At 42.6% G+C, this 25,481-nt stretch carries 32 protein-coding genes and 1 other annotated feature; of the genes, 5 read left to right on the forward strand and 27 right to left on the reverse strand.

The window, feature by feature from the left end; genetic code table 11:
- Window positions 1-28: 28 nt before the first annotated feature.
- The 5 genes from QYG89_RS00930 to QYG89_RS00950 all read right to left on the reverse strand — a co-directional run bounded on the left by QYG89_RS00930 (window position 29) and on the right by QYG89_RS00950 (window position 3,688).
- Window positions 29-556, reverse strand: a complete 528-nt coding sequence (locus QYG89_RS00930) for a spore maturation protein (RefSeq protein ID WP_404313749.1) — start codon at window positions 554-556, stop codon at window positions 29-31.
- Entirely contained in the window at window positions 557-1,150 is a 594-nt protein-coding gene (locus QYG89_RS00935) for a nucleoside recognition domain-containing protein (RefSeq protein WP_404313750.1), read from the reverse strand.
- 15 nt (window positions 1,151-1,165) lie between these two features.
- Window positions 1,166-2,266, reverse strand: a complete 1,101-nt coding sequence (locus QYG89_RS00940) for a D-alanyl-D-alanine carboxypeptidase family protein (protein ID WP_404313751.1) — start codon at window positions 2,264-2,266, stop codon at window positions 1,166-1,168.
- A gap of 98 nt (window positions 2,267-2,364) precedes the next feature.
- Window positions 2,365-2,955: an SMC-Scp complex subunit ScpB gene (gene scpB, locus QYG89_RS00945; RefSeq protein WP_404313752.1), complete on the reverse strand. Its 591-nt coding sequence runs from the start codon at window positions 2,953-2,955 to the stop codon at window positions 2,365-2,367.
- Entirely contained in the window at window positions 2,942-3,688 is a 747-nt protein-coding gene (locus tag QYG89_RS00950; protein ID WP_404313753.1) for a segregation/condensation protein A, read from the reverse strand. The genes scpB and QYG89_RS00950 overlap by 14 nt, the downstream gene beginning before the upstream one ends.
- A 155-nt stretch (window positions 3,689-3,843) precedes the next feature.
- Here QYG89_RS00950 and QYG89_RS00955 point away from each other — a divergent pair, with 155 nt between their 5' ends.
- A complete protein-coding gene (locus tag QYG89_RS00955; RefSeq protein WP_404313754.1) occupies window positions 3,844-4,401 on the forward strand; it encodes a DUF309 domain-containing protein in 558 nt (185 codons plus the stop codon).
- 48 nt (window positions 4,402-4,449) lie between these two features.
- On the opposite strand, the gene QYG89_RS00960 is transcribed toward QYG89_RS00955, so the two are convergent.
- The 17 genes from QYG89_RS00960 to QYG89_RS01040 form a co-directional block, all read right to left on the reverse strand.
- Complete coding sequence (locus tag QYG89_RS00960) at window positions 4,450-4,809, reverse strand: GNAT family N-acetyltransferase (protein WP_404313755.1); 360 nt, start codon at window positions 4,807-4,809, stop codon at window positions 4,450-4,452.
- Between the two features lie 228 nt (window positions 4,810-5,037).
- Window positions 5,038-6,357 (reverse strand): diaminopimelate decarboxylase, encoded by a 1,320-nt coding sequence (gene lysA / locus QYG89_RS00965; protein WP_404313756.1) that lies wholly within the window; start codon window positions 6,355-6,357, stop codon window positions 5,038-5,040.
- A 160-nt stretch (window positions 6,358-6,517) separates the two neighbouring features.
- The gene (locus tag QYG89_RS00970; RefSeq protein WP_404313757.1) at window positions 6,518-7,990 is read right to left on the reverse strand and encodes a spore germination protein; all 1,473 of its coding nucleotides are present in this window, start codon (window positions 7,988-7,990) and stop codon (window positions 6,518-6,520) included.
- A gap of 224 nt (window positions 7,991-8,214) precedes the next feature.
- The gene (locus QYG89_RS00975) at window positions 8,215-8,640 is read right to left on the reverse strand and encodes a stage V sporulation protein AB (RefSeq protein ID WP_404314571.1); all 426 of its coding nucleotides are present in this window, start codon (window positions 8,638-8,640) and stop codon (window positions 8,215-8,217) included.
- Window positions 8,624-9,247 carry a stage V sporulation protein AA gene (locus QYG89_RS00980; protein ID WP_404313758.1) on the reverse strand — a complete coding sequence of 208 codons (624 nt, stop codon included), beginning with the start codon at window positions 9,245-9,247 and terminating at the stop codon, window positions 8,624-8,626. The genes QYG89_RS00975 and QYG89_RS00980 overlap by 17 nt, the downstream gene beginning before the upstream one ends.
- 168 nt (window positions 9,248-9,415) lie before the next feature.
- A complete protein-coding gene (gene sigF / locus QYG89_RS00985) occupies window positions 9,416-10,174 on the reverse strand; it encodes an RNA polymerase sporulation sigma factor SigF (protein WP_404313759.1) in 759 nt (252 codons plus the stop codon).
- Between the two features lie 11 nt (window positions 10,175-10,185).
- On the reverse strand, window positions 10,186-10,626 hold the full coding sequence (gene spoIIAB, locus QYG89_RS00990; protein WP_404313760.1) for an anti-sigma F factor: 441 nt from the start codon (window positions 10,624-10,626) through the stop codon (window positions 10,186-10,188).
- On the reverse strand, window positions 10,616-10,978 hold the full coding sequence (gene spoIIAA, locus QYG89_RS00995; RefSeq protein WP_404313761.1) for an anti-sigma F factor antagonist: 363 nt from the start codon (window positions 10,976-10,978) through the stop codon (window positions 10,616-10,618). Before spoIIAA ends, spoIIAB begins: the two co-directional genes overlap by 11 nt.
- Window positions 10,979-11,093: 115 nt before the next feature.
- Window positions 11,094-12,272, reverse strand: a complete 1,179-nt coding sequence (locus QYG89_RS01000; RefSeq protein WP_404313762.1) for a D-alanyl-D-alanine carboxypeptidase family protein — start codon at window positions 12,270-12,272, stop codon at window positions 11,094-11,096.
- A 402-nt stretch (window positions 12,273-12,674) separates the two neighbouring features.
- Window positions 12,675-13,979: a pyrimidine-nucleoside phosphorylase gene (locus QYG89_RS01005; protein WP_404313763.1), complete on the reverse strand. Its 1,305-nt coding sequence runs from the start codon at window positions 13,977-13,979 to the stop codon at window positions 12,675-12,677.
- A gap of 11 nt (window positions 13,980-13,990) precedes the next feature.
- The gene (locus tag QYG89_RS01010) at window positions 13,991-14,806 is read right to left on the reverse strand and encodes a purine-nucleoside phosphorylase (RefSeq protein ID WP_404314573.1); all 816 of its coding nucleotides are present in this window, start codon (window positions 14,804-14,806) and stop codon (window positions 13,991-13,993) included.
- Window positions 14,807-14,816: 10 nt separating this feature from the next.
- Window positions 14,817-16,001 carry a phosphopentomutase gene (gene deoB, locus QYG89_RS01015; protein WP_404313764.1) on the reverse strand — a complete coding sequence of 395 codons (1,185 nt, stop codon included), beginning with the start codon at window positions 15,999-16,001 and terminating at the stop codon, window positions 14,817-14,819.
- Window positions 16,002-16,101: 100 nt separating this feature from the next.
- Complete coding sequence (gene xerD, locus QYG89_RS01020) at window positions 16,102-16,995, reverse strand: site-specific tyrosine recombinase XerD (RefSeq protein WP_404313765.1); 894 nt, start codon at window positions 16,993-16,995, stop codon at window positions 16,102-16,104.
- A 6-nt stretch (window positions 16,996-17,001) separates the two neighbouring features.
- On the reverse strand, window positions 17,002-17,232 hold the full coding sequence (locus tag QYG89_RS01025) for a YqzK family protein (protein WP_404313766.1): 231 nt from the start codon (window positions 17,230-17,232) through the stop codon (window positions 17,002-17,004).
- Between the two features lie 244 nt (window positions 17,233-17,476).
- Window positions 17,477-17,968 carry a ferric iron uptake transcriptional regulator gene (gene fur, locus QYG89_RS01030; RefSeq protein WP_404313767.1) on the reverse strand — a complete coding sequence of 164 codons (492 nt, stop codon included), beginning with the start codon at window positions 17,966-17,968 and terminating at the stop codon, window positions 17,477-17,479.
- A 109-nt stretch (window positions 17,969-18,077) separates the two neighbouring features.
- Complete coding sequence (spoIIM, locus tag QYG89_RS01035; RefSeq protein WP_404313768.1) at window positions 18,078-18,713, reverse strand: stage II sporulation protein M; 636 nt, start codon at window positions 18,711-18,713, stop codon at window positions 18,078-18,080.
- Window positions 18,714-18,825: 112 nt separating this feature from the next.
- Window positions 18,826-19,377: an NUDIX hydrolase gene (locus QYG89_RS01040; protein ID WP_404313769.1), complete on the reverse strand. Its 552-nt coding sequence runs from the start codon at window positions 19,375-19,377 to the stop codon at window positions 18,826-18,828.
- A 133-nt stretch (window positions 19,378-19,510) separates the two neighbouring features.
- On the opposite strand from QYG89_RS01040, the gene QYG89_RS01045 reads away from it, so the two are divergent.
- Entirely contained in the window at window positions 19,511-20,431 is a 921-nt protein-coding gene (locus QYG89_RS01045; RefSeq protein WP_404313770.1) for an aldo/keto reductase, read from the forward strand.
- Here QYG89_RS01045 and QYG89_RS01050 read toward each other — a convergent pair.
- Together QYG89_RS01050 and QYG89_RS01055 are read right to left on the reverse strand one after the other, a co-directional pair.
- A complete protein-coding gene (locus tag QYG89_RS01050; RefSeq protein ID WP_404313771.1) occupies window positions 20,410-20,679 on the reverse strand; it encodes a hypothetical protein in 270 nt (89 codons plus the stop codon). The two genes, QYG89_RS01045 and QYG89_RS01050, sit on opposite strands and share 22 nt — an antisense overlap.
- The gene (locus QYG89_RS01055; protein ID WP_404313772.1) at window positions 20,645-20,899 is read right to left on the reverse strand and encodes a DUF3886 domain-containing protein; all 255 of its coding nucleotides are present in this window, start codon (window positions 20,897-20,899) and stop codon (window positions 20,645-20,647) included. The genes QYG89_RS01050 and QYG89_RS01055 overlap by 35 nt, the downstream gene beginning before the upstream one ends.
- 339 nt (window positions 20,900-21,238) lie before the next feature.
- Between QYG89_RS01055 and QYG89_RS01060 the strand changes: the two genes are divergently transcribed.
- Window positions 21,239-22,168, forward strand: a complete 930-nt coding sequence (locus tag QYG89_RS01060; RefSeq protein WP_404313773.1) for an alpha/beta hydrolase — start codon at window positions 21,239-21,241, stop codon at window positions 22,166-22,168.
- A gap of 24 nt (window positions 22,169-22,192) precedes the next feature.
- On the opposite strand, the gene QYG89_RS01065 is transcribed toward QYG89_RS01060, so the two are convergent.
- On the reverse strand, window positions 22,193-22,507 hold the full coding sequence (locus QYG89_RS01065; protein WP_404313774.1) for an iron-sulfur cluster biosynthesis family protein: 315 nt from the start codon (window positions 22,505-22,507) through the stop codon (window positions 22,193-22,195).
- A gap of 90 nt (window positions 22,508-22,597) precedes the next feature.
- Here QYG89_RS01065 and QYG89_RS01070 point away from each other — a divergent pair, with 90 nt between their 5' ends.
- Both QYG89_RS01070 and QYG89_RS01075 read left to right on the forward strand, forming a co-directional pair.
- Entirely contained in the window at window positions 22,598-22,819 is a 222-nt protein-coding gene (locus tag QYG89_RS01070; RefSeq protein ID WP_404313775.1) for a CDGSH iron-sulfur domain-containing protein, read from the forward strand.
- Window positions 22,820-22,876: 57 nt separating this feature from the next.
- On the forward strand, window positions 22,877-23,068 hold the full coding sequence (locus QYG89_RS01075; RefSeq protein WP_404313776.1) for a YqzH family protein: 192 nt from the start codon (window positions 22,877-22,879) through the stop codon (window positions 23,066-23,068).
- A gap of 43 nt (window positions 23,069-23,111) precedes the next feature.
- Here the strand turns inward: QYG89_RS01075 and QYG89_RS01080 are convergent, their stop codons facing one another.
- Together QYG89_RS01080 and QYG89_RS01085 are read right to left on the reverse strand one after the other, a co-directional pair.
- Window positions 23,112-23,903, reverse strand: coding sequence for an SDR family NAD(P)-dependent oxidoreductase (locus tag QYG89_RS01080; RefSeq protein ID WP_404313777.1), 792 nt, complete (start codon window positions 23,901-23,903; stop codon window positions 23,112-23,114).
- Between the two features lie 118 nt (window positions 23,904-24,021).
- Window positions 24,022-24,993, reverse strand: coding sequence for an MBL fold metallo-hydrolase (locus tag QYG89_RS01085; RefSeq protein WP_404313778.1), 972 nt, complete (start codon window positions 24,991-24,993; stop codon window positions 24,022-24,024).
- Between the two features lie 214 nt (window positions 24,994-25,207).
- Window positions 25,208-25,422 (forward strand) — a binding site (T-box leader).
- The last annotated feature ends 59 nt before the right edge of the window (window positions 25,423-25,481 follow it).

Raw genomic sequence — 25,481 nt, forward strand, 5'->3', positions numbered from 1 at the left:
CGGCAGTTTTTTTAGTTGTTTCGTCAAGTTAAAACATCCAGGAAACAATGGCAAGCGCAGCAATGAATCCTGCTAGATCGGCCCATAATCCCACTTTTAGCGCGTCACCCATCTTCTTGATGCCGACCGCCCCAAAATAAACGGTTAGTACATAAAATGTTGTATCTGTACTTCCTTGAATGACGGAAGCAAGGCGGCCGATAAAGGAGTCCGGGCCATGGACAGCAATTAAATCACTGACCATTCCAAGCGCAGCATTTCCAGAAATCGGCCGGATAATGGCAAGCGGAAACACTTCTGGCGGCAAACCGATCCACAATAAAAGCGGACTCATCCACTCTACTAAACTATCTAGTGCTCCTGAAGCCCGAAAAATTCCGATTGCCACCATCATTCCAATTAAATAAGGAATAATGGACACAGCTATATGAATCCCTTCTTTTCCTCCTTCTACAAAACTCTCGTATGTTGGTATTTTTTTAAATGTCCCATACAGTAAGATGAATGCAATCATCACTGGAATTAGCCACATGGACAAGAGAGAAAGCCATTCCACTTACTTCCCTCCCTTCTTTTTCCTTCTCATGTAAAAGAAGCGATCAATCGCGATCGCTGCTATTGTTGAACAGGCGGTCGCCAAAATGGTCGGAGCAACAATTTCCGCAGGTGAGGCGGAGTCATAAGAAAAGCGAATGGCAAGTACAGTCGTGGGAATAATAGTAATACTCGACGTATTGATCGCTAGAAAAGTAATCATCGACCGGCTCGCTTCTGCCTTCCCGCCATTTAGCCGTTTTAACTCTTCCATTGCTTTAATCCCAAGCGGCGTAGCTGCATTGCCAAGCCCAAAAAAATTGGCTGTCATATTGGATAGGATATACCCCATCGCCGGATGTCCGTCCGGAATGTCAGGGAATAACCTTTTGACAAATGGCTGGAACAAGCGGGCAAGCTGCTGCAGCAAGCCCGCTCTCTCTGCAATTTTCATTAAACCGAGCCAGAAAACGAGTACACTGATCAACCCAATACAGATCGTTACGGCTTCGCCGGCCGATTTAAACACGGCCTCGTTTACTTCTTCCATCTTTCCGTTAATAGCAGCAAAAACGAGACCAATAACCGTCAGCCCTACCCATATAAAGTTAACCATTCTTTATCCCGCCGTTCATGACCAAGGCCACCACTCTCCCCGTTTTTTCCCTTCCTTTTCCTCATGTTTATAATAAATAGGCAGCGATTGTACTTTCTTCTTTTTTAAATAGATTTCCGCTTGTCCTACAACAGGCGGGACATCCTCTGGTTCCCATTGTTTTTTCGGCTTTAGTAAACGAAAACGAATCGAAACGTGTTTTTCTTCCTTTTTTGTTAAAGGGTAAACGACGTTCCGTTTCAGATACACCTTCCCTTTGTAAATGGGATGCCTGGCTGCTGTTACTTCTCCTTTTTGAAGAACAATTTTCGAATTATATTCTGAAAAGCCCTTTTCGTACAAATAAATATGATCATTCCAATCATCGGGCGCATTGAGTGTCACAGCGATTAAATCCAATTCTCCTTTTGTTGCTGTTGATACGAGTGTCCGGCTGGCCTTTTTCGTATAACCCGTTTTCCCACCGGTACAGTACTCATATTTCTCAGTCAACAAGCGGTTTTTATTACGCCATACCCTGTCCCATTCCCCGTCCTCATCAGGTGATTTATACACTTTCGTACTAGAAATTTTACGATACTCGGCATTCTTCATCGCATACCTCGTCAGCAGCGCCATATCATAGGCAGTAGACCGATGCTTCTCACTGTCATCTAAGCCATGCGGGTTCGCAAAATATGTGTTCTTCATCCCGATCTCTTTTGCTTTCTCATTCATTAAATAAACGAAACCTTCTACACTTCCTCCGACATGCTCAGCGATCGATACAGCTGCATCATTTCCTGACCGGAGCATTAATCCGTACACTAAATCTCTCAGAATAATTTTCTCGCCCTTCCTTAAATAAATGGAAGATCCTTCCGTATACACCGCCCGCTCACTCACTGTCACTTCTTCATCCAGCTTGTCCGATTCGATCGCTATAATAGCTGTCATAATTTTCGTAATGCTAGCAATGCGCATGACAGCATGAGGTTCTTTTGCATAGAGTACTCGTCCGCTTTGCTGTTCCATTAATACAGCACTCGCTGCACTCGGTCCGTCTGCTGCTGCAGGAGTTCCGGATGTCAGAAACAGCAGAAAGGCTAAGATAGCAACTGGCAGCTTTTTTTTCATCCACTCTTCTCTCCCTTGCTCATTTGTACAAATATATGCAAACAGGACTCATTTAGAATGAAGAGAGATAAAATAAAAAAAGCGGCATCTGCCGCTTTTTAAGACTCATCTTTAAATATTTGTTCAAATTGTTCAAAAAACAAGTCGCCTTCCTCTGGATCAGCGGAAGTCAGCTCTTCAGAAAGAGACGGCAGTTCTGCCAAGTCCTTCAGACCGAAACAATCAAGAAATTCTTTCGTTGTACCGTATAAAATCGGCCGGCCGGGTCCTTCGCTCCGCCCTGTTTCTTTAATCAGCCCTCTTACTGAAAGTGTGTGGAGGGCGCTTTCTGTTTTCACTCCACGCACCTCTTCAATCTCCGCTCGAGTGATCGGCTGCTTGTAAGCAATGATCGCCAGCGTTTCAAGCGCAGCCTGTGATAACGTCTGTGGCTGACTGCTGTCGACAAGCTTTTTCAAATAAGGAGCATGTTCTTTTTTTGTCACTAACTGGTACGCCCCAGCTAGCTCTATTAATTCAATGCCGCGCTCATCTTCTTTTTCATATCTTTCTTTTAATTCTTCTATAATACTTGCTGCTTCGAACTCTTCTGCTTCAAGTACTTCTGCCAGCTGCTTTAAAGTCAAGCCCCCGTCACCTGCCGCGAAAAGCAAGCTTTCCGTGATGCCCAGCCAATTAATGATTGCCATGATCTGCTTCCCCTTTCGCCCGGACGTACAGCTCTGAGAAATTGTCCTGCTGTTCTACTACTATTTGATTGTTCTTTATTAATTCCAATATAGCTAAAAAGCTGACGACTAACAATTCTCTATCACCCGCAGCAAACAACTCTTCAAATCTCAAACGTTTCTGGCTCTGTTTTAGCTGTGATAAAATTTCATCCATCCGGCCTTCAATGGAAATGTCTCGTCTAGCTATTACAGCCGTATATGGCTGCTTTAATTTTTTTCGGCGGAGAAGCTTATGAAATGCTCCGAGCATATCATATACTGTCACGTTCAATTCAGACACTGCTGCTTCCCCATGATCAAAAGCGGTTAAGTCACTCGGCGCTTTCGTAAAAAACTGTCCGCGCTCACGTTCTCTATCTTGAAGCTTCTTTGCTGCTTCTTTAAACTTTTTATACTCTACTAACTGCTCGATTAGCTCTTCACGCGGATCTTCTTCCCATGCTTCATCCGCTTCTTCTTCATGGACAGGGAGAAGAGTCTTACTTTTAATGGCTAGAAGAGTAGCAGCCATAACTAAATATTCACTGGCAAGATCAAGCTCCAGCTCTTTCATCGCGTGGATAAACAACAAATATTGTTCCGTGATTTCCGCCACCGGGATATCATATATATCGATCTCCAGCCGCTGAATTAAATGAAGTAATAAATCAAGCGGCCCTTCAAATACCTCTGTTTTAACATTATATTGCATCGTTCATCACCAATTCTTTTCAGTTCAGACAATTAATCTCCTTTTTTAGTATAGAGGAATACCCGCTTGTGTCCAGCCATTTTTTTTAATTTGATTGAAACAGAGATAACGTGATAAGATGGATAAAGCAAGCACACCAACTTAGGAGGATTTTCATGTATTCTTTTCCATTGCCGTACTTGAGTTTTTTGGTCCATTTTCATGAAGATCATGATTACTTTGAATGCCATGAAGTGTTAGAAGAATATTGGAAAGAAAAAACGGATGGAGCACGGGACTCTATTTGGGTCGGATTGATTCAAGTGGCTGTTTCTTTCTATCACCATCGCCGCAGCAACTTTGCCGGTGCCCAAAAGCTAGCGGTCAAAGCGTTGACCATTTTCCAGAAGCGAAAAGAGGAATTAAGAAAACTCGGGATCGACGAGGATGCGTTTATTAATCAGCTTACCTCCCGCCTCCAAGAAATCAAAGAAGGAAAAACATTTACTCCAATGGCCATTCCTTTTGCAGATGAAGAAGTCATTCACCAATACCGCCACTTTCAACAAACCTTTTCTTCTGAACTAAAAACCGAGAATCCCGATTATTTATATAATAAACATCTGTTAAGAGACCGCTCTGATGTTATTGCAGCCCGTGAACAATCTTTAAAAGAACGCCGAGGCCGAGAACTACTCGTAACAACAGGCGCTCCTTCTGACTATGACTCTTAAAGACCATGTTTTTTTAAACAACGAACAATAGAAGAAGACCCAGGTCGTTTATGCCGGGTCTTCTTCTGCTTCGCACTTATAGAAGAAAGTAGCTGTGGCTGGATTAGGTACGATACGCTTATCTGAATGAGTGTCTTTTAACGCTTTCAGCATTTTCTTGCCGATCCCTTCCTGTCTATAGGATGGATTAACGGAAATATGCTGAATTTCCACTTCGTCTGCTATCATCTTAGCTCCGATCGCACCGACAATGTCTTCTTCTTCTTTCCATAAATACAGCTGCCATTCATCTGCTGTTTCATATAACTTCATCGTCTCCTGAAGCTTTTTAATATCTCTTTCTTCAGGCATAAACGACAGCAAGCCCATGGCTATTTTTTCAAAAGTTTTTTTATAACGAATCAGCATCCTAAATCCCTCTTCAATTTAAGTCGCAATTGCCAGTTGCAATTTTTTACTCCTATGTCTACATGCTCCTATTTTACCAACGAAATGGAAGTTTCTCAACTGCTATTTTACTATTACTTCACGATAAAAAATACATAGTATAATCCCCAGCCTATTGAAAAAAATAGCAATAAAACAAATAGCCAAATGTTATTCTTTTTCATATGTCACCTCTGATTCAATGGTCAGCTATTGCTTCACTGTCACATTCAGCGGCAAGTCCAACTTCACCAAATCATCATAGCTTTCCCGTCTGATTACTAATTCCGCCTGATTATTTTCCACAAATATAACAGGAGGTCTTGGAATCCGGTTATAGTTATTCGCCATGGAATAACCGTAAGCACCCGTACAGAAAACAGCAAGGAGGTCTCCAGGCTTTGCTTTAGGCAGCGGCAAATCCCAAATAAGCATGTCGCCAGATTCACAGCATTTACCTGCAATCGACACGGTCTCTTCTACTGGATCATTCACCCGATTAGCAAGTACCGCTTCATACTTCGCATTGTATAGGGCAGGGCGAATGTTATCATTCATTCCACCGTCAATCGCCAAATACTTTCTCACTTCAGGAACATCTTTCTCCGAACCGATGCTATATAAGGTAACTCCAGCATCACCGACAAGTGAACGTCCCGGCTCAATCCAAATTTCAGGCATCGCAAGATTAAGTTCCGTTGTTTTCAGCTGGACTTCTTTAATAATTTCTTCTACATATTTAGCAGGTTCAAGCGGCTTGTCTTCTTCTGTGTAGCGAATACCGAACCCTCCGCCTAAATTCAATACCTTTGCTTCAAATTGGAAACGATTTTTCCAGTCCGCTAGTTTTTGAATAACCTTATCCGCAGCAAGTGTAAAACCTGTTGTTTCAAAGATTTGTGAACCGATATGGCAATGAAGGCCAAGCAGTTTCACTCTTTTCATTTCCAGCGCTTTTTTCAAGGCTTCTTCTGCCTGTCCATTATTTAAATCAAATCCGAACTTAGAATCTTCCTGTCCAGTTAAAATATAGTCATGTGTATGAGCCTCAATTCCCGGAGTGACACGGAGCAGGATATTCATCTGTTCTCCCCGATCATTGCAAAGAGCCTCTAACAATTCCAGTTCATAAAAGTTATCTACTACGACGCAGCCGATTTGCTGTTCAAGAGCCATAATTAACTCTTCACGGCTTTTATTATTTCCATGGAAATGAATACGCTCAGCAGGGAATCCTGCTTTCATCGCCGTATAAAGTTCGCCAGCAGACACAACATCAAGAGACAAACCTTCTTGGTTAGCAAGCTGAACCATGCCGATAGCGGAAAAAGCTTTACTTGCATAAGCGACTTGAGCAGTAACACCGAGCTGTTCAAACGTTTGTTTAAATGCCCGCGCTCTTTGCCTAATTAACGCAACATCATAAATGTATAGAGGAGTGCCGTAATGTTCAGCCAAACTGACGACATCCATCCCTCCAATTTCCAAATGTCCTTCTTTGTTTATACGGGCCGTCCCATATGTATGCATATTATCGCCTCAATTCTTGAAGTTTTGCCTGCCAGATTTGTTAATTGGCTCCCAATACATTTAGAAGAAATAGACAGCTGCCTTATAGCAGACTGTCTATCGGCAAACAAAATTTAGATTAAAAGTAATATACCATACATTGCCCTTCTCCTCAACACCGTTATTTTCCTGACGGCTGTCTATAAGGATCTTCTGGGTGAACGATGCTTGGACGAAGTCTCGACCCCGGCACTGTCCGCCTAACAAATACTTGAGCAAAAGCTTTCGGGTCAAAAGGTAAAAGCGGCCATAAATAAGGCGTGTTAAGAGCACGCATCCGAGCAAGAAAAATAATGATTATAGTAGTTCCAATCATAAAGCCCGGCACTTTAAATAACGAAACAGCAGCAAGTAAAAACAAGCGGAACAGCTTATTGGCAATACTGACTTCATAACTCGGCGTGGCAAAAGTTCCGATTCCTGCAATAGCCACATATAAAATGACTTCGGGAACAAACAGCCCGACATCAATTGCAATTTGGCCAATAAGCACCGCTGCAATCAATCCCATCGCTGTTGATAATGGTGTAGGCGTATGAATGGCTGCGATTCTTAAAAATTCAATACCGATATCCGCAATAAATATTTGGAGGACGAGCGGAATATTTGTTGTTTTATTCGGACCGATAAATTCAAGCGCTTTTGGCAGCAATGATGGTTCAAGTGCAACGAGCAGCCAAAATGGCAATAAAAATAACGAAGCCCATACTCCTATAAAACGGATCCAGCGCACAAATGTACCAACTGCTGGAGATTGACGGTACTCTTCCGCATGCTGCATATGGTGAAAGAAAGTAGCTGGCATGATTATAACACTCGGCGATGTGTCCACGAACAGCAGCACATGCCCTTCTAGCAAATGAACAGCGCCAATGTCTGCCCGCTCTGTGTATCGGACAATTGGATAAGGATTATACCCCTGCTTAACGATAAATTCTTCTATCGTTTTATCTGCCATCGGAATACCATCTATATCAATAGAATCTAGTTCCTGCTTGATAATTTCGACAAGATCTGGATCAGCAATGCCGTCGATATAGGCGATCGCGATATCTGTTTTGGACCGCTTCCCTACTTTTGTCATTTCAAAGCAAAGCCGGCCGTCTCTGATCCGCCTTCTCGTCAGTGCTGTATTCACAATAATATTTTCCACATAACCATCCCTGGAGCCGCGGACTACCTTTTCCGTATCTGGCTCCTGAGGCTGACGTCCTGGATAACTGCGGACATCGACGATCAGTGCCCTTTCATCATTTTCAATGACAATCGCAATTAACCCCGACAGTACTTGATCAATTACATCACTTATTTTTTCTACTTGATCAACTGATTGATGAGCTAAATGATTTTCAATCGTTTGTGCCACATGCAGACTTCTTCTTTCCTTCTCATTCAACTGTGTCAACACGGCAAATACTTCGATGATAAACTGTGAATCACATAAGCCATTCACATAATAAATATGAACTTTTTTCCCGAGTATGATAAATTCTCGGACACCCACATCAAAGCTTTTTCCAAGTCCGATTTTATCCTTCATAAGCTGATCCATTTTTTCCGGATCTTTCGGGATCTTTATTTCCAGATCTGTCATGTTGAACCCTCCCTGCTGTCTGTTCAAACTCTTTATTGACGGCTATGTTAATGACTATTATTGATGTTACTCCTTTGTTGATTGGAGTGGAAAGCGCTAGACTTCTTCAGGAAAAGCGTGTTCAGGGGAAACCCGGCAAGCGCAATAGCGGCGAGGAGGCTCCCAGACCGTCCGCGGAAAGCGAGCGCCTGCAGCGTAAGTTAACAGGCATGTTTAACAAAACCTTATTGATAGATAAAGTAAAGCCAGTGAAATAGTGAACCAGCCACTTTTCCGAGTGCGATGGCCATCATAAGCGCAATCACCCGTTCATGAATACCGATTCTTTTCGCTAAAAGGGGAAAGACATTGAGTACTTCTGTCAATGCAGCAGCTAGTAAGCCGATAAAGATACCACTGAATAAGCCGATAGGAATGAGTAAAAGCGACGGCAAATGAAACGTAAGAGGCAAGAAGCTGACGAGTGTACCCGCCATTACACCAGCAATAATCGCCCATTCGTAACTTTTAATTTGCTTCCACGTTTTTGTCAGCTGCATGAGCCGGGGAATAATGCCTAAAACGGTAATAAAAGCAACATATCCTGCTCCTACGGCCACCCCGCCGGCGATGCCTATGATTATGAGCAAAAAGTTATGAACGGCCGCCATCGTCCGGTCTTCTTTCTTTTCTTTCATGAAAAATGACATACTGATCTAGGTCTTGCTGGTAATTAAACATTTCCACCTCAAGCGGACTAGGTTCTTCATTAAAGCGTTTTTTAAACAAATGATTAAAAAACAATACCATCCCTGCCCCAAGTCCAATGGAGTATGGAATTTGAAAGATCAGCGGATGATCTGTTTTTTCGCCAGTAACGATTTCATATAGTTTTATATGTACATCGAGCATACTGACATCTTCGTGGAAGTTCATAATAGTTAGTGCAGCTCCTATAAACAACAGAAACCAAACGAATAAAAAGAGCGGAAACGATGTGTTTTTTGACTGTGGTGTCGTATCGATAATCGTTTGAGACGGACCGATAAATTGAATATCTGTATCTGGCCAATACCGATGCAGTTTTTCAACGACCATCATCGCATCAATAATAACGATCTGCCCTTCCTCTCGCTTCACTTGATGAATATCCGTAGATAACAGATCAGGAAGCATACTTTCCGGTGCAATGACTTCAGCAATCTCTCTCAGCTTCACTTGTGCATTTAATGGATGCCGGATACGGTGGTGAAGCCGGATGTATATCGAAGCTTCCATAAATCTCCCACCCCGTTAAATAAATGATTAGTTGTTAGTATGAACGTAAGAAAGAGAATCATGCACACCTTTCAAGGCAAAACAAAAACCGGCAAGCAATATTTGCTTAACCGGCTGAGCTTTCATTTCAACTCGAGGTTGTATAAAATCGACTTTTATAACCTGGTTTCACGTCACATTCATCTTCTCTTTCATTTGGGAAAGGATCTTTTTTTCGAGCCTGGATACTTGAACTTGTGATATTCCGAGCCGGGCAGCTACTTCAGATTGAGTCTGATCTTTGTAGTAGCGTAAATACACAATCAGCCGCTCCCTCTCTTCCAAGTCTCTAATCGCTTCTTTCAGTACAATCTGATCAAATGGATGCTCGCTGTTTTTGTCAGCCATTTGATCTAGCAACGTAATCGGATCGCCGTCATTTTCATATACGGTCTCATGAATAGACGATGGGGACCGTGCGGCTTCTTGGGCCATAACCGCTTCTTCAGGAGAAATATCCAGATAGTCTGCTATTTCCTGAATAGTCGGTGTCCGGCTATGCATTTTCAGCAGTTCTTCCCGGGCCCGGCGGATTTTATTACTCATTTCTTTTAATGACCGGCTCACTTTCACTGTCCCGTCATCTCTAATAAAACGCTGAATTTCTCCAATAATCATTGGCACAGCGTATGTCGAAAATTTCACATCGTAGCTTAAATTAAATTTATCAACCGACTTTAATAAACCAATACAGCCAATTTGAAACAAATCATCCGGATCATATCCCCGGTTAATAAAGCGCTGAACGACAGACCAGACGAGCCTCATATTCCGCTCCACGATCGTGTCTCTTGCCTCCTGGCTTCCTTCCTGGCTTTCCTTAATTAATTGTTTCAGCTGAGCGTCCGATAGAATTTCAGTCTTTTGTTTTTTTATTTCGACATCCATGGCAGGACCCCTTAATTACACATGGCTTTTTTATTTGCAAGCTGCTTTTTTAATCGAATGCTCGTGCCTGTTCCTTTATGGGAAATGACTTCAATTTCATCCATAAAGTTTTCCATAATAGTGAATCCCATCCCCGAACGCTCAAGCTCAGGCTTTGTCGTAAATAAAGGCTCCCGTGCCTCTTCCACATTTTCCATTCCAATTCCTTCGTCACGAATAATGAGGTCAACCGTTCCGTCTTCAAGAATAACAGACATGTAAACGATCCCGGCTGGATTCCCTTCATATCCATGAATAATCGCATTCGTAACCGCTTCAGATACAACGGTTTTAATTTCTGTCAGTTCATCCATTGTAGGATCGAGCTGGGCGATAAATGCTGCTACTGTTATTCTGGCAAACGATTCATTTTCACTGAGCGCGCTAAATTGAACATTCATTTCATTTCTCATAGCAGGCAGCCCCCAATCGTTCCAATGCCTCTTGTTCAGATGCTTCCATCCGAATAATTTTAAAGAGGCCCGACATATCAAACAGCCTTCGGACAGCCGGAGATATCGAACAGACTACCATTTCTCCATCTTTCTGTTTAATATGTTTATACCTTCCTAAAATGACACCCAGACCTGAACTATCCATAAATGTTAAATCCCCAAGATTTAATACGATATGCCGTACATTTTCCTTTTCAATGGCTTCACTCGCCTGATTACGAAGTGATTCGGCTGTGTGGTGATCTAATTCACCTGCCAGACGCATACAAAGCACTTGATCTGTCACTTCAAGCTCTACTGTTAAGCTCACTGACAATCCCCCCTTTTTTCACCTTGATAAGAGAACATTTCGACGGTCTCTCTGCGCAATCCTTCCTCATGACAAAACTAGAATGAATTCGCTAAAACAGGTGCCCTTTCGTCACTTACGAAGCATTTGTTTTGGAAAAGTAATGGAACACTTTTTTATAAAATTGCCACCAGCTGGCCCGATTGACATCTTCTTTTGCGAGAAGCGGTGTTTTAGATACAACTTTTCCATCTTGCTTAATCATTAATTCTCCGAGTTGTTCCCCCCGCTTCACTGGTGCCTGCACATTCTTCCTTACATTAATTTCCTTAGAAAATCCCCCTTTCTTTTCTCCTTTTTTCATTAAGATCGAAACTTTGTCAGCAGTTTCTAATGAGACAGCAGACTTGTCTCCTTTAGCTACTTCCAAAGAGCTAATTTTTTCTCCTTTTACATAAAGAGGGCTGACTTCATATTGATGGAATCCATAGTCAAGCATTTTAGTAATTTGAGCATTTCGATCCTTCGGTGTCGGTGCACCAAAAATAACAGCGATCACTCGCATATTGTCTTTTGATGCTGTAGCGGTCAAGCAATATTTTGCTTCATTGGTGAAACCTGTTTTCAATCCATCTACCCCAGGATAAAATTTAATGAGCCGATTCGTATTAACCAGCCAGAATTTTTTTTCGCTGTCTCCCCGAAGATATTCTTCATAAGCGCCGGTATATTTTGTAATTTCTTTATACTTTAATAACTCCTTTGCCATAACCGCCATATCATAAGCTGAGCTGTAGTGTCCTTTCTCCGGAAGACCTGTGGAGTTTTTAAATTTTGTCTGTTTTAAATCCAGTTCTTTTGCCTTGTCGTTCATTTTCTTAACGAACATTTCTTCACTGCCGGCTACTCGTTCAGCCATGGCGACAGATGCATCATTAGCTGATCCGATCGCTATTCCCTGCATCATTTCACGTGTAGTCATCTCTTCACCAGGTTCTAAGAAAATTTGCGATCCACCCATAGATGCCGCGTATTCGCTCGTACGAACCTTTTCATCCCACGTCAGCTTTTTATCCTCAATCGCTTCCATAATTAACAGCATTGTCATTATTTTTGTCATCGAAGCTGGCGGAAGAGGTTTACGGCTGTTTTTTTCAAATAAAATAGCCCCTGTATCCCGTTCGATTAAAATTGCTGATTTTGACTGTTCAGCCATTTTGATTTTTTCTTCTGCAGCATCAGCGATCGATGATGGCAAAATAACAGAAAATATGAACAAAACGGCAATCATTGACAGAAACATTCGCTTCTTCATATAATGACCTCCAATATAGTGGTAAACTTTCCATGTTATATACATCCATTTTTTCCACATACGCTATTTTTATACAAAAAAAGAAGGTGTTCCAAAAGTATAACTTTTAGAGGCACCTTCTTTTTTGTATGGTTCTTTAAACTTGTCCATTGATTTTCGCTCCCGGCGCTGCGCTTTCCATGCAAGAGTTCACGCCTTCCACTACAATCAACTCAGCGAAATATAACCGTTTGAATGTTATCAAAAAATAAGAAAACCTTCCCATTTGGTATAATGAAGTTACCATACACTTCAACACCAAAAAGGAAGATTTTCTTATGTACATACATTATACCACTGCAGTTTTCTTCTTTCAGATGTTCTCTTCTCTTTTGAATGATCCTTCCACAAATCAGGCATTCTTCAACCTGTTATCTCTCCGTGAATCAACACGGGCGGCTGTACTTTTTCCTTTGATAAAAGAATACTCCTATATAATTGCTCTATGACTTGCTCATTTTCCTCGCTGTTGCTGTAAATGGAAGCAAGAGATTCGCCAGATTTTACGCTTTCGCCAATTTTTTTATTCAACTGAATACCGACGGCAAGGTCAATATCCGAATCCTTCGTTGTACGGCCGGCTCCAAGCCACATAGCAGCTGTTCCAACATGGTCCGCAACAATCTCTGCCACCCAGCCATCTTCCTTTGCCGGCAGTTCAATTTTGTACTTCGCCTGCGGCAGCTTATCCGGGTGATCCACGATCGAACTGTCCCCACCCTGCGCTTCTATAAAAACTTTAAATTTCTGTAATGCTTCTCCATTATGTATGATTGTAATAAGCATTTGACGGGCAGCTTCCAGCGAATCGGCCCGGCCCGCAGCATAGACCATGTGACTGCCCAGCACGAGACACAGTTCAGTTAAATCCTCTGGGCCTTCCCCTTTCAATGTATCAATGGCTTCTTTCACTTCAAGAGCATTGCCGATCGCAAATCCAAGCGGCTGGCTCATATCCGAAATAACAGCCATCGTTTTTCGCCCTATGTTATTGCCGATATTCACCATCGCCTGTGCTAATTCCTTAGAATCCTCTAGAGTTTTCATGAAAGCACCTGCTCCAGTTTTCACATCAAGAACGATCGCGTCTGCTCCAGCAGCAATTTTCTTACTCATGATAGAGCTTGCAATCAATGGAATGCTATTGACTGTAGCTGTTACATCGCGCAGTGCATAAAGCTTTTTATCGGCCGGAGTTAAATTACCGCTTTGCCCAATTACAGCTAGTTTATTTTTGTTCACTAATGCAATAAACTGTTCATTTGTAATTTCCGCATGAAAGCCAGCAACCGCCTCAAGCTTATCCACCGTTCCGCCTGTATGACCAAGCCCCCGTCCGCTCATTTTTGCAACGGGTACACCAGCTGCAGCGACAAGAGGACCGAGAACTAACGTGGTTGTATCGCCTACGCCTCCTGTAGAGTGTTTATCTACTTTTATGCCTCCGATTGCTCTAAGATCAATTTGATCGCCAGATGAAGCCATAGCCATCGTTAAATCTGCCCGTTCTTTTTCAGTCATTCCTTGAAAGTAAATCGCCATTAACAGCGCACTTACTTGATAGTCAGGTATGCTGTCTTCTGTATAGCCCTCGACGATAAATTGAATTTCTTCAGTCGTTAATGGTTCTCCATCCCGTTTCTTTTCAATCAGATCGACCATTCTCATAGGATCACCTCTTACATCGATTTTACAATTTCTTTAATGTATAGAAGAAAGTCAGCACGAACTCTTCCCGTCGTTTCAATCACTTCATCGTGTGTAAGCGGCTGATCAAGGATGCCGGCTGCCATATTAGAAATACAGGAAATACCAAGTACCTCCATGCCGCTATGGCGGGCAGTAATCACTTCCGGAACAGTCGACATACCGACCGCATCACCGCCGAGCACTTTTGCCATCCGAACTTCTGCGGGCGTTTCATAGACCGGACCCGTATTACCGACATATACCCCTTCTTTAATAGACAAATGCACCTTTGCAGCTGTTTCCCTCGCAAGACTTTGCAGCTTTTTACTGTAAACTTCAGACATATCTGGAAATCTTACACCTAGTTCATTGTCATTCGGTCCAATGAGCGGGTTGCCGCCCATGTTATTGATGTGATCGGTAATAATCATTAAATCTCCTGGACGAAACGATTCGTTGATGCCGCCAGCCGCATTAGTAACAATGATTGTTTCCACCCCGAGCGCTTTCATCACACGCACAGGAAAAGCGACTTGTTGAAAAGAATAGCCTTCATAATAATGAAACCGCCCTTGCATAGCAACAACTTCTTTTCCTGAGAGTGTGCCAAATACAAGCTGTCCGGCATGTCCCTCCACTGTGGAGACAGGAAAGTCGGGTATGCTGCTATAGGCAATTTTAACAGCGTATTCGATTTCATCTGCGAGCACCCCAAGACCAGACCCTAAGATTAATCCAATTTTCGGCTGTTTATTGCTTTCTTTTTTTAAAAACTCAGCTGCCTGTTCAATTTTCTCTCTCATGATTTCTCTCTCCTCATGATAAATCGTGTAAGAAGCTTTCTCCGTGAGCAGGTCTATTTACTTGAAAGTTATCAGCAATGGTTGCCCCGACATCTGCAAATGTTTTTCTGTCCGGCAGCTCTCTCCCTTGCTCCATGGACTTCGAATAGACTAACAGAGGCACGTATTCTCTCGTGTGATCTGTTCCATGATGCACCGGATCGTTGCCGTGATCTGCAGTAATAATCAGTAAGTCGTCCTCTTTCATACGGTCAAACACTTCCGGAAGACGCGCATCGAATTCTTCAAGTGCGCGGCCGTATCCTTCTGGGTCACGGCGATGGCCAAACAAAGCATCAAAATCAACGAGATTAATAAAGCTGAGCCCCGTGAATGGTTTGTCAAACACACGGATAAATTGATCCATGCCATCCATATTAGATGTTGTACGAATCGATTCTGTCACGCCCTCACCATCAAAAATATCGGCGATCTTTCCGATAGCGATGACATCATAGCCGCTGTCCTTCAACTCGTTCATTACCGTACGCTCAAAAGGTTTCAATGCATAGTCATGACGATTGACTGTACGGACAAACGCACCTGGCTGTCCTGTAAACGGCCTGGCAATCACACGGCCGACCATATATTTCTCATCCAATGTCAGCTCTCTAGCCGTTTCACAAATTCGATAAAGCTCATCCAGCGGTACAATCTCTTCATGTGCCGCTATTTGCAAAACAGAATCAGCCGATGTATAGACAATGAGCGCCCCTGTGTCCATATGCTCAAGGCCAAGTTCATCTAAAATTGCGGTGCCGCTTGCCGGCTTGTTTCCAATCACTTTTCTTCCCGTTCTTTCTTCCAGTTCATGAATCAATTCCGCCGGAAATCCATTAGGAAATACTTGAAATGGCGTTTCGATACGGAGACCCATTAGTTCCCAATGACCCGTCATCGTATCTTTTCCGCTGGAAGCTTCCTGCATCTTCGAATAATAAGCAAGAGGCTTTTCCATCTTTTTTAGTCCTTGAATATCGCGGATATTGGCAAGTCCAAGCTTTTCCATATGGGGCATCTGCAGCCCATTCATTTTCTCCGCAATATGACCGATTGTATCCGCTCCTATATCATTAAACTTTGCAGCATCGGGTGCTTCTCCGATGCCGACGGAATCCAAAACGATTAAATGAATCCGCTTATATGCAGGCGTCGTCATATTGATTCCCCCTTTTTTTACGATTCTTCTATTCACCATGTTATCCCTTTTGATATAGGCATAATCCAAAAATTATTTGTCAACCGCTTGAAAGTGAACATTAAGCCCTTGGATGAAACTGAGTATAAACATCCTTCATTCTTGTTTTCGTCACATGTGTGTAAATTTGTGTAGTGGAAATATCAGCATGTCCAAGCATTTCCTGTACCGCCCTCAGGTCTGCTCCGTTTTCCAATAAATGCGTGGCAAAAGAATGCCTTAATGTATGAGGGGTTAATTCTTTTTGAATATTTGATTTCTTAGCCAGAGCCTTTAAAATCTTCCAAAACCCTTGCCTTGACAAACGTTTACCATGATGGTTTAAAAATAAGGCTTCCTCTGCATGCTTTTTAGAATGTAGTTTCGGGCGGCCTGTTTGTAAATATGTTTCAATGACACGTATAGCTGTTTTTCCGATCGGAATAATTCTTTCTTTATTTCCTTTTCCTGTACAGCGCACAAAGCCCATCATTAAATGAATGTCATCCAAGTTTAATGAAGTCAATTCGCTTACCCGCATGCCTGTCGCGTATAAAAGTTCAAGCATCGCTTGATCGCGCATCCCAAGCGGGGTGGAAATGTCAGGTGACTCCAACAGCGCTTCTACTTCTGTTAAGTTAAGCACTTTCGGCAGCGTTTTCTCCATTTTTGGCGGTTCAATATGAACAGACGGGTCATGCTCCACAGCTTTATCCCGTAAAAGAAATTGATGAAAGGAACGAATAGAGGCCACATGACGGGCAATCGTTTTAGCTGACTTTCCTTCTGTTTTTAAATGGCCAAGAAATTGAACGATATGCATACGCATCACGTCATTTAAAGAAGTGAGCTGCTCCACCTTGTCCAAAAATAATATGTAATGCTTTAAATCACGTTCATAAGCTGCAACTGTGTTTTTTGCTAATCCTTTTTCAACGATCATATAGTGAATAAAGTCTTGCAGGCGATCTTTCATTTCATATTACTCCCCATCCAAATAAAAAAGCAGCAGCCGTTCAAGCCAGCGGTCTGTATTCTCCTCTAATGGCGAAATCACTTTCATCGCTTCTCCTTCCGGCTCTGTATAACGGTGCTGTTTTTCGTATTCATGTTGAATCCAAAGAAATCCACTGTAAAACAATAACGTGCAGCTCGTAAAAAAGATAAATACTTTGCATGTCCCCCAAATGGTTTTTGCTAAGTCCCGCTTCATTGGTTTCCACCCGCCCATTTTCTTTTTATACATGCTTATGAGCAAGGGTCCAACAATTAGAACAAAGGGGTTTTACTTAAAATAAAAAGCCTTCCGGTGTGCGAAAGGCTTTCAGGCTGCTGACAAACGCTCGCTCTCTTCATTGCTCGCCCGTCTGCGGTACTTATGATTCCCATCAGGCTTCGCATCTTAATAGACAGACGTTTTCAATCAGCCTAAAGGTGCCTACAATCTGAAAGGCTGTTTATTCAGCGTGCTGTTCTTCCAGCGATGTTTGTGTTTTTTCTTCTTTTCCTAGTTTTTCTCGGCAGCGCCAACAAATACCGTGAAACGTCAAGCGGTGATCTTTCACCAAGAATTTCCAATCATGTTCCACAATCTTCTCCACGTCTTCCAGCAAATCTTCCTGAATTTCATCTACAGAGCCACATTCGATGCAGACGAGATGATGATGAAAATGGGCCGCTCCTTCTTGGCGCAAATCGTAGCGGGATACACCATCTCCAAAATTTATTTTATCAACTACTTTCAGCTCATTCAGCAATTCCAACGTTCGATAGACGGTAGCCAACCCTATTTCGGGTGACTTTTCTTTAACGAGGAGGTAGACATCTTCTGCACTCAGGTGATCTTCTTCATGTTCAAGTAACACCCGTACAGTCGCTTCCCGCTGGGGCGTCAATTTATAACTCGCTGAATGCAACTGCTTTTTAATACGTTCAAGCCGGCTTTCCATATTTAAGTCCCTCCCTCGCCGATGTAGTTTCATTATATCAAAATGGGAGGAAGTTGCAAAATAAAATAATTACAATATATATATTATAATTATTATCATGTTATAATTATTACTTTATTACCCATTTCATAAAAGCAGGAGAAACATACGCTTCGATTCCTGCTGCTGCTGTCGCCATAACAGCCGCTAATAAGAAAAAGAGGATATATCTTGAAAAAAACGCAGATATATAAAACTGACTAGTCTGCTTCATAAATATCTTTTTAATCAACTGCAGTGAAAAAGCGATAGATACGGCAGCCACGAAAATAAAAATAGGAATAATAATTAAATTTTGCGGAAGGATCGTTGCCACCGCTAAAAAAAACCCTTGCCATTCCATTTGCTGTACGAGAAAACCGACGGAAAAGCCGATGACAATCCCTTTCATGAACAAAAAGAGGAAAATAAGCGGCAAGCCGATAATCGAAATGCCGAATAACCACATACAACCTAAATACTTTACATTATGCATCAAGCTCTGCCAAAATAAATCCTCTGAGTTAGCAATCTGTCCGGTTGATACTTGTCCAAAAAATTGCTGCAAATAATACGCTAAGTCTTCTTTTTGAGCGAGCGATAAACTATTTACAACAATCGCTCCAAACACAACACCCATGAAAAACAGCACGCTTACAAATAAATAAATGGAAGCGTTCGCTTGGACGTGCCGGCCAATCATAATCGACGATAACTTTTTCTGCATATAAGCTCCCCCTTTTGCCATTAATCCAATTTATGTGTAAAAGGGGGCAGTTATGCTTAGTGAGCACGGGCATTTTTTAATGTCCTTCCGTGTCCGCCATCTCATTGCTTTTTTACTTCGTCAATGCTTTTTGCAGCTGTAAATATTGAATAGCAAACGCTGTTTTTGCATCCCAAATTTTTTGTTCCTGTACTAGCTTTTCCGCTTCCTCAAGTGTCACTTCCATCAATTCAACGAATTCATCTTCGTCTGGAGGAAGACTCTCTTCTTTTTTTACCAGCCCTTCTGCCATATATAAATAAACGAGTTCATCCGCAAACCCCGGTGAAGTATAGAAAGATTGCAGCAGCTTCATATTTTGACAAACATAGCCCGTTTCTTCTTCCAGTTCACGACGGGCGGTGGCTTCAGGCCCTTCTCCTTTTTCAAGCTTGCCAGCCGGGATCTCTATGATGGAACGCTCAAGCGCTTTTCGGTACTGTTCAACGAGGACAATCTTGCCTTCATTTGTTAAAGCAAGGACAGCTACGGCACCAGGATGTTTAATGATTTCTCTTTTCGCCTCATTGCCATCCGGCAGTTTCACGTCATCCACTTGCAATTGGATGACTTTTCCTTCAAATATTTTTTCGGTATGAATCGTCTTTTCTTCAAATTTCTTCACGCTTATCACTCCGTTTCTTTCTATTTTCTCTTGTTCAGTTTATCATAGCCGGCGGTCCGAAAAGAAACGAACAAATGATTTGTCGAACACGTCCTTCTTTCGTTATGATGGCCAAAGAAGGGAGTTAGATAAAATGAAAAAACAGCGTCTTGGAACATCCAATTTATATGTAAGCGAACTGGCTCTCGGATGCATGTCACTCGGAAAAGAAGAAGCTTTAGCAAGGTCCATTGTAGAAACCGCTCTTGAAGAAGGAATCAATTACTTTGATACGGCTGATTTATACGATTTTGGCGTCAACGAAACACTTATCGGCACTTTTTTAAAACCCGTACGTGAACAGGTGATCATTGCAACAAAAGTTGGAAACCGATGGGAACAAGGGAAAGATGGCTGGACGTGGGATCCGTCAAAAGCGTACATAAAAGAGGCGGTAAAAGACAGCCTGCAGCGCCTGCAAACGGAGTATATTGACCTGTATCAACTGCACGGCGGGACCTTAGACGACCCGACCGAAGAAACGATTGAGGCATTTGAAGAGTTGAAAAAAGAAGGACTCATTCGTGCATACGGCCTCTCTTCTATCCGGCCGAACGTCATTCGTACATTTGCTGATCGTTCCGCCATCGACAGCGTTATGCTGCAGTACAGTCCGCTTGACCGCCGCCCCGAAGAAAAAGTACTGCCGCTTCTTCACGAGCAAGGCATCAGCGTTGTCGCCCGCGGTCCGCTGGCCAAAGGTTTGTTAAGTACCAATTGGCGAAAAAAACTCAATCAATTTCAAGAAAAAGACTTTCTAAATTATTCTGCGGCAGAACTCACCGAATTACTAACTGAAATCGAAAACAAACTTTCAAACAGCCGCACGTTAAATGGACTCGCTTTGCGCTATACTCTTCAGCATGAAGCAGTTGCCTCTGTCGCAGCCGGAGCAAGCTCTGTCAGCCAGCTGAAAGAAAATATCCGCGCAGTGAAAGAACCAATATTATCAGAAGAGGAATATGGGCTGATTCAACAGCTGACAAAAGCGAATCAATATGAACAGCATAGATAAAATAAAAAGCAGTCAATCAATGACTGCTTCAAACTGTAGGCAAAGTCTATTCTAGACATGATCAGGCTGATTGAAAATGTTTGTCTTTCTAGGCGCGAAGCCTGATGAGGAGCGGAGTGACCCGAAGGGTCAGGAGCACCGCAGGCGGGCAGCAAAGAAAGCGAGCGTTTATCAACAGCCTGAAAGCGGTCAATCAATGGCCGCTCTACTTCTTTATTTGTATTTTTCCCAATCCATATTGCTTTCATTTAACAATTCTTCAAAGCTTTTATTTTTCTCGCGCCGGCGCCGCTCTTCCCGCTTTTTTTGTTCAGCAGCGGCTTGTTTCGCTTCTTCTTCCACCTTTAATTTCTTTTGTTTTTCTTTCAATTGTTCAAGAATACCTGCATTCAGCGTATCTTTCAATGTTAGCTGCTCTTGCTGGCTTTTTAGTCCTTCATTGGCTTTCACTTGTTTTTTCTTCTTCATTGCTTCTTCCCTTCCCCTCACTTGATTGCTTTTACCCCGCATTAGCTGGCAGTAAGCCCCTCACCTCAAGGCTACAGATTGTTTCTAAGAAGCGTAGGCAGGGGGATCCCCTGCCAGTAAACGCCCGATTCATTCAGGCCAACAGGATGTTGGTTACTCAGGCGTGGACACAGGATGTGGCAACGACTGAGTTTTTTGTTTTATCAGTGGGCGATGAAGAAAATCCCCCACTGATGGAAGTTTCATTTTATTTTACATGGGATCAGACCATTTGTTCAAATGATCTTTCTTTTGAGAAATGGTACACTGACAAATAACAAATTCTCGAGGTGACAATTAGTGAAAAAATGGATCTCAGCACTCAGTTCCGCTGCGGCGCTTACGGCTGCGGCTGGCTTTTATTTATCTAGTCGTGTTCTATATATGAGAAAAAAAAATGAAGCACTCATTTATCGGCGCGAAGTAGAAGCAAACCGGCTCGATCTCAAACATTACGAACAGCTTCCGAAAGAAGAAGTGTGGATTGACTCCCCGTTTGGCTATAAGCTGAAAGCAGTGTTTGTCACTCCACATCCAGGCGGTCCATACATGATCTTCTGTCATGGTGTAACTGAAACAAAAGTCAATTCTGTTAAATACATGAACTTATTTTTGAGACGCGGGTTTAATGGCATCATTTATGATCATCGCCGGCACGGAGAATCAGGAGGTAACACAACGAGCTACGGTTATTACGAAAAAGAGGACTTGCAGGCAGTCGTCCATGAGCTCATCCGCCGTGAAGGGCAGGATGTTTCATTCGGGATTCACGGAGAATCTATGGGAGCGGCGACAACACTGCTCTACGCGGGATTGGTTGAAGACCGAGCGGATTTTTATATTGCAGACTGCCCATTTTCCGACTTTCGCGCCCAATTGATTCATCAAATGAAACGTGAAATTAAAGCGGCCCCCCGCCTGCTGATCCATTTAGCGGAGTGGGCAGTGTTTCTGCGCGGCCGCTTTCATCTTACACACGTTTCGCCGCTCGAGGCAGTGAAACATATTCAAAAACCAGTCCTTTTTATCCATAGTGAAGAAGATGACTACATTCTTCCTAGTATGACAAAGGAATTGTACGAGCATAAAAAAGGACAAAAGGATCTTTATCTTGCCCCGAAAGGCGCCCATGCCCAATCCTATAATGAAGACCCAGAAGCCTATCAACAAGCGATCGACTATTTTTTGGAAACTTATTATTTTCATGAAAAGAAAGAACCCCGCTTCTAAAATTGAAAGTGGGGAATTTTCCCTTTATTCTTTTCTCACTAGATTCATCCAGCCGTTTAAAATTTCCTGAGGACTGCTGAGTCGATATTGATGGGCTCCTGATACATCAATTATCAGTTCATCTGCATAAAACACAATGTGCGATTTTTCAACGAGTACGGGCATCGCGTTTGTCCCTATCTCTACATCCCCGTCTGCCGGTTCACTTACTATCCATAACACTGGAACGCCATTCACTCCACAGCCGCATCCTTCTGTGTCGTAATGTAGTTTTAACCTTCCTCCCCCTAGTTTACCAGCCAATCTACTTGCCGCCTGTTCTTTTATATAAATCTTCACATTCTTATCTCCTTTCCAAAAGAATATTGCTTTTTTTCCGTTTTTTTCATACTATCGAACTGTGTCAATGATAAGAGAGGGGATAGAAAAATGTCAAAAGCACAAATCAAAGTAATGGATAATGGTTCTTTTAAAGTATCGGGAGATGTCGAACTGGTTGATATGGATGGAAACGTATTTGAAACAAAACCAGTCTTCTCTCTTTGCCGCTGCGGCAGATCAGAAAACATGCCATTTTGCACTGGCGCACACAGAGGAGAATTCGAATCCTGTGTACGTGCAGAAAAAGCATTGAATGAAGAAAATAAATAAGAAAGCTGGGCAGCCTTCATCGGCTGCTCTTTTTCTCCCCTAAAAGAGGTGAACGTTTTGGAACAATTATTGATGAAAAAAATGATTAGACAAAGCCTGGCTCAGTATAACTTTGCATCAGAAGGAAAAGAAGCGGAGGTTTTATACAAAGAATTAATCCAGCGCATACAAAAACACCAAGCTGAACACGATGGAGAATTATACGAAATCATTGAGGATGTAGTATATGAGTTTATTACAAGTATATAAAGAAGAGGGGACCTGCGAGCACTCCTCTTCTTTATATGCTTGTCTATTTTTTAAAAAATGCTTTGCGGCCGAGACGCTCCACAGTACGAGGGAACAATGTATAGATTAAACTGCCTGTACTCATCCATCTCGGCAAGTTAATCTCCCTTTTAGCCGTCCCCATCGCCCCTACGACTTTACGGGCCACTTTCTCCGGCTTTAACATCCATCTCCCGACATTTGCAACATACGAGCCCGATGGATCAGCTAGTGTAAAAAACTCCGTTGCGATCGGCCCCGGATTCACCGCCGTTACACGTACACCATCACGCGCCATTTCCATCCGCAGGCTGTTTGTATAACCGAGTACAGCATGTTTCGTTGCAGCGTATACACTTGATTTAGGCGTGGCCATTTTACCGGCCTGTGAAGCAATATTAATGATGTGGCCGCTTCCTCGGGCTTTCATATGAGGAATGACCATTTGTGTACAGGCAATCAAACCAAGGACATTTACTCGAAACATCGCTTCTGTCTCTTCCCATTTCGCTTCGTGTGCTTCACTAAATACTCCAAACCCCGCATTATTGACAAGAATATCAATCTCGGAAACATGCTGTAAAACATGCATAAACACGTTTTCTATTTCTTCCTTTTGGCTAATATCCACAGAATAGGAGTAAACCTCAGTTGAAAACGTACGGCGTATGCTTTCTTTCACCTCTTCCAGACGGTCTGAACGGCGGGCAAGCAAAATGAGACGGGCTCCTTCCGCTGCCGCCTGTTTTGCAATTTCCACTCCAAGACCACTTGACGCTCCGGTAATAACGATTGTTTTCCCTCGTAGACGGCTCATTTTACCCCTCACTTTTTATAAGGCTTTGTTAAACGCCTGTTGATTTCCGCTGCAGGCACTCGCTTTCCGCTCCAATCAACAAAGTAGAAAAATCAACACTAGTCATTAACATAGCTTTTTATAAAAGAAAATAAGAAAGAACCCCTTTGTCATCCCTCTCGACTCCTGCTTCTCCGATATCAAGCAAATAATCAAGCTGTCCTGCCGTTTCTGACAATGTTAAGCTCATTTCTTTTTTATACACAGTTGGGAAAAGACGCATACACACTTCAAAAGCAGTCAGCGGCTTTTCTCGCAGCATTTCCTTCACAGACATGGCGCGTTCATGCTGGCGCTCGAGACGGCTCTTAATGAGCGGGACGACATTTTTCACTTCTTCACCATGTCCTGTATACACGATATCGATTGGAAGCTCCAACATTTTTTTTAATGATTGATTGTACTGCAGCTGCGGTTTCGGCCGTTCTGCTCCCGAAATAAACGGCGGCTCAATGAGCGGATTAGAGGAGATAGCGGCTAGAATATGATCCCCGCCGATTAAAGTTCCATCTTTTTCACGCAAAAAGACGAGGTGGCTCTGGGCATGACCCGGCGTTTCGAAAATGCGCCAGTCTTTAAGTCCCGGCAGCCTGTCTCCCTCTCGCACGGCGATCGTTAACGCACTATTTTCACTGCTGAATTTTAATGGAGACTGAATTTTTTTCAGTACAGGTTCTGCTTCTTTTGGCAAACCAAATTGTACAAACAGCTCCCGAAAAAACAGTAAGTTTTCCTGCAAAAATGTTGGATCTTTTGTAAGCCACTTTGCACAATAAGGGTGCCCAATCACATCCGTCCCTTCAGGAAGGAAATCAAGCAGACCGATATGGTCGGGATGATGGTGGGTCAACACAACTTGCTCAATGTCATCGAGCGTATAGCCAATCTCCGACAGCCCCGTAACAAGCGCCTCGAACGAAGAAGCTGTTTTCACTCCTGCATCGATCAGTGTCAATCGTTCCCCTTTTATTAAAAAAACATTGACATCACCGACTGGAAAAGGAGTCGGCAGCGTAATTTTTATAATATCGCCAAATTCTTCAACATTCACAAACAAAACACCTGCCTGTATCATAGATTTATCTTTATTTTAAAAAAGTAATATCTTTACTAATTTTAGCGGTTAAGCATGGATTTGTCATTATTTTCACACATTAAAACAAGAAGTCGTACACGTTACTTTAAATTCACCCTTGACAAACCGGCACATCATTCTGCATAATCACATATAATCAAACTACAATTTAAGAGAAAATTCCAAAAACAAACATGCGATGAAAAAGGATTAGTAAATAAAAAATGGTGCAAGAGAATGGGGCTCACCGGCTGAAAGGCTCCATCACCCGCTGTTTTATTGAACCTGCCTTTTGAGCTTTTAGGAAAACCTAAACGCGGCCCCGGCGTTATCGGGATCAGAGTGTGCGGATTCATCCGCAAACAAAGGTGGTACCACGGAAGCAAACACCCTTTCGTCCTTTATTAGAGGACGAAAGGGTGTTTTTTTATGTATCGATTGATCGCTATATCAAAGGAGGATGT

Source organism: Bacillus lumedeiriae (assembly GCF_044891285.1).
Classification (GTDB): Bacteria; Bacillota; Bacilli; order Bacillales; family Domibacillaceae; genus Pseudobacillus; species Pseudobacillus lumedeiriae.

Coding starts and splice junctions, on each gene's coding strand:
- QYG89_RS01070 (WP_404313775.1), top strand. CDS start 22,598: ATGTCAAAAGCACAAATCAAAGTAATGGATAATGGTTCTTTTAAAGTA.
- fur (WP_404313767.1), bottom strand. CDS start 17,968: ATGGAAAGCCGGCTTGAACGTATTAAAAAGCAGTTGCATTCAGCGAGT.
- QYG89_RS00980 (WP_404313758.1), bottom strand. CDS start 9,247: ATGGAAGCTTCGATATACATCCGGCTTCACCACCGTATCCGGCATCCA.
- deoB (WP_404313764.1), bottom strand. CDS start 16,001: ATGACGACGCCTGCATATAAGCGGATTCATTTAATCGTTTTGGATTCC.
- lysA (WP_404313756.1), bottom strand. CDS start 6,357: ATGCATACATATGGGACGGCCCGTATAAACAAAGAAGGACATTTGGAA.
- spoIIM (WP_404313768.1), bottom strand. CDS start 18,713: ATGCAGAAAAAGTTATCGTCGATTATGATTGGCCGGCACGTCCAAGCG.
- QYG89_RS01055 (WP_404313772.1), bottom strand. CDS start 20,899: ATGAAGAAGAAAAAACAAGTGAAAGCCAATGAAGGACTAAAAAGCCAG.
- QYG89_RS01050 (WP_404313771.1), bottom strand. CDS start 20,679: ATGAAAGCAATATGGATTGGGAAAAATACAAATAAAGAAGTAGAGCGG.
- QYG89_RS01045 (WP_404313770.1), top strand. CDS start 19,511: ATGAAAAAACAGCGTCTTGGAACATCCAATTTATATGTAAGCGAACTG.
- xerD (WP_404313765.1), bottom strand. CDS start 16,995: ATGAAAGATCGCCTGCAAGACTTTATTCACTATATGATCGTTGAAAAA.
- spoIIAB (WP_404313760.1), bottom strand. CDS start 10,626: ATGAGAAATGAAATGAATGTTCAATTTAGCGCGCTCAGTGAAAATGAA.
- QYG89_RS00950 (WP_404313753.1), bottom strand. CDS start 3,688: ATGCAATATAATGTTAAAACAGAGGTATTTGAAGGGCCGCTTGATTTA.
- QYG89_RS00955 (WP_404313754.1), top strand. CDS start 3,844: ATGTATTCTTTTCCATTGCCGTACTTGAGTTTTTTGGTCCATTTTCAT.
- QYG89_RS00975 (WP_404314571.1), bottom strand. CDS start 8,640: ATGGCGGCCGTTCATAACTTTTTGCTCATAATCATAGGCATCGCCGGC.
- QYG89_RS01025 (WP_404313766.1), bottom strand. CDS start 17,232: ATGAAGCGGGACTTAGCAAAAACCATTTGGGGGACATGCAAAGTATTT.
- QYG89_RS00935 (WP_404313750.1), bottom strand. CDS start 1,150: ATGGTTAACTTTATATGGGTAGGGCTGACGGTTATTGGTCTCGTTTTT.
- QYG89_RS01000 (WP_404313762.1), bottom strand. CDS start 12,272: ATGAAGAAGCGAATGTTTCTGTCAATGATTGCCGTTTTGTTCATATTT.
- QYG89_RS01080 (WP_404313777.1), bottom strand. CDS start 23,903: ATGAGCCGTCTACGAGGGAAAACAATCGTTATTACCGGAGCGTCAAGT.
- QYG89_RS00970 (WP_404313757.1), bottom strand. CDS start 7,990: ATGACAGATCTGGAAATAAAGATCCCGAAAGATCCGGAAAAAATGGAT.
- QYG89_RS00940 (WP_404313751.1), bottom strand. CDS start 2,266: ATGAAAAAAAAGCTGCCAGTTGCTATCTTAGCCTTTCTGCTGTTTCTG.
- QYG89_RS01005 (WP_404313763.1), bottom strand. CDS start 13,979: ATGAGAATGGTCGATCTGATTGAAAAGAAACGGGATGGAGAACCATTA.
- sigF (WP_404313759.1), bottom strand. CDS start 10,174: ATGGATGTCGAAATAAAAAAACAAAAGACTGAAATTCTATCGGACGCT.
- QYG89_RS00960 (WP_404313755.1), bottom strand. CDS start 4,809: ATGCTGATTCGTTATAAAAAAACTTTTGAAAAAATAGCCATGGGCTTG.
- scpB (WP_404313752.1), bottom strand. CDS start 2,955: ATGGCAATCATTAATTGGCTGGGCATCACGGAAAGCTTGCTTTTCGCG.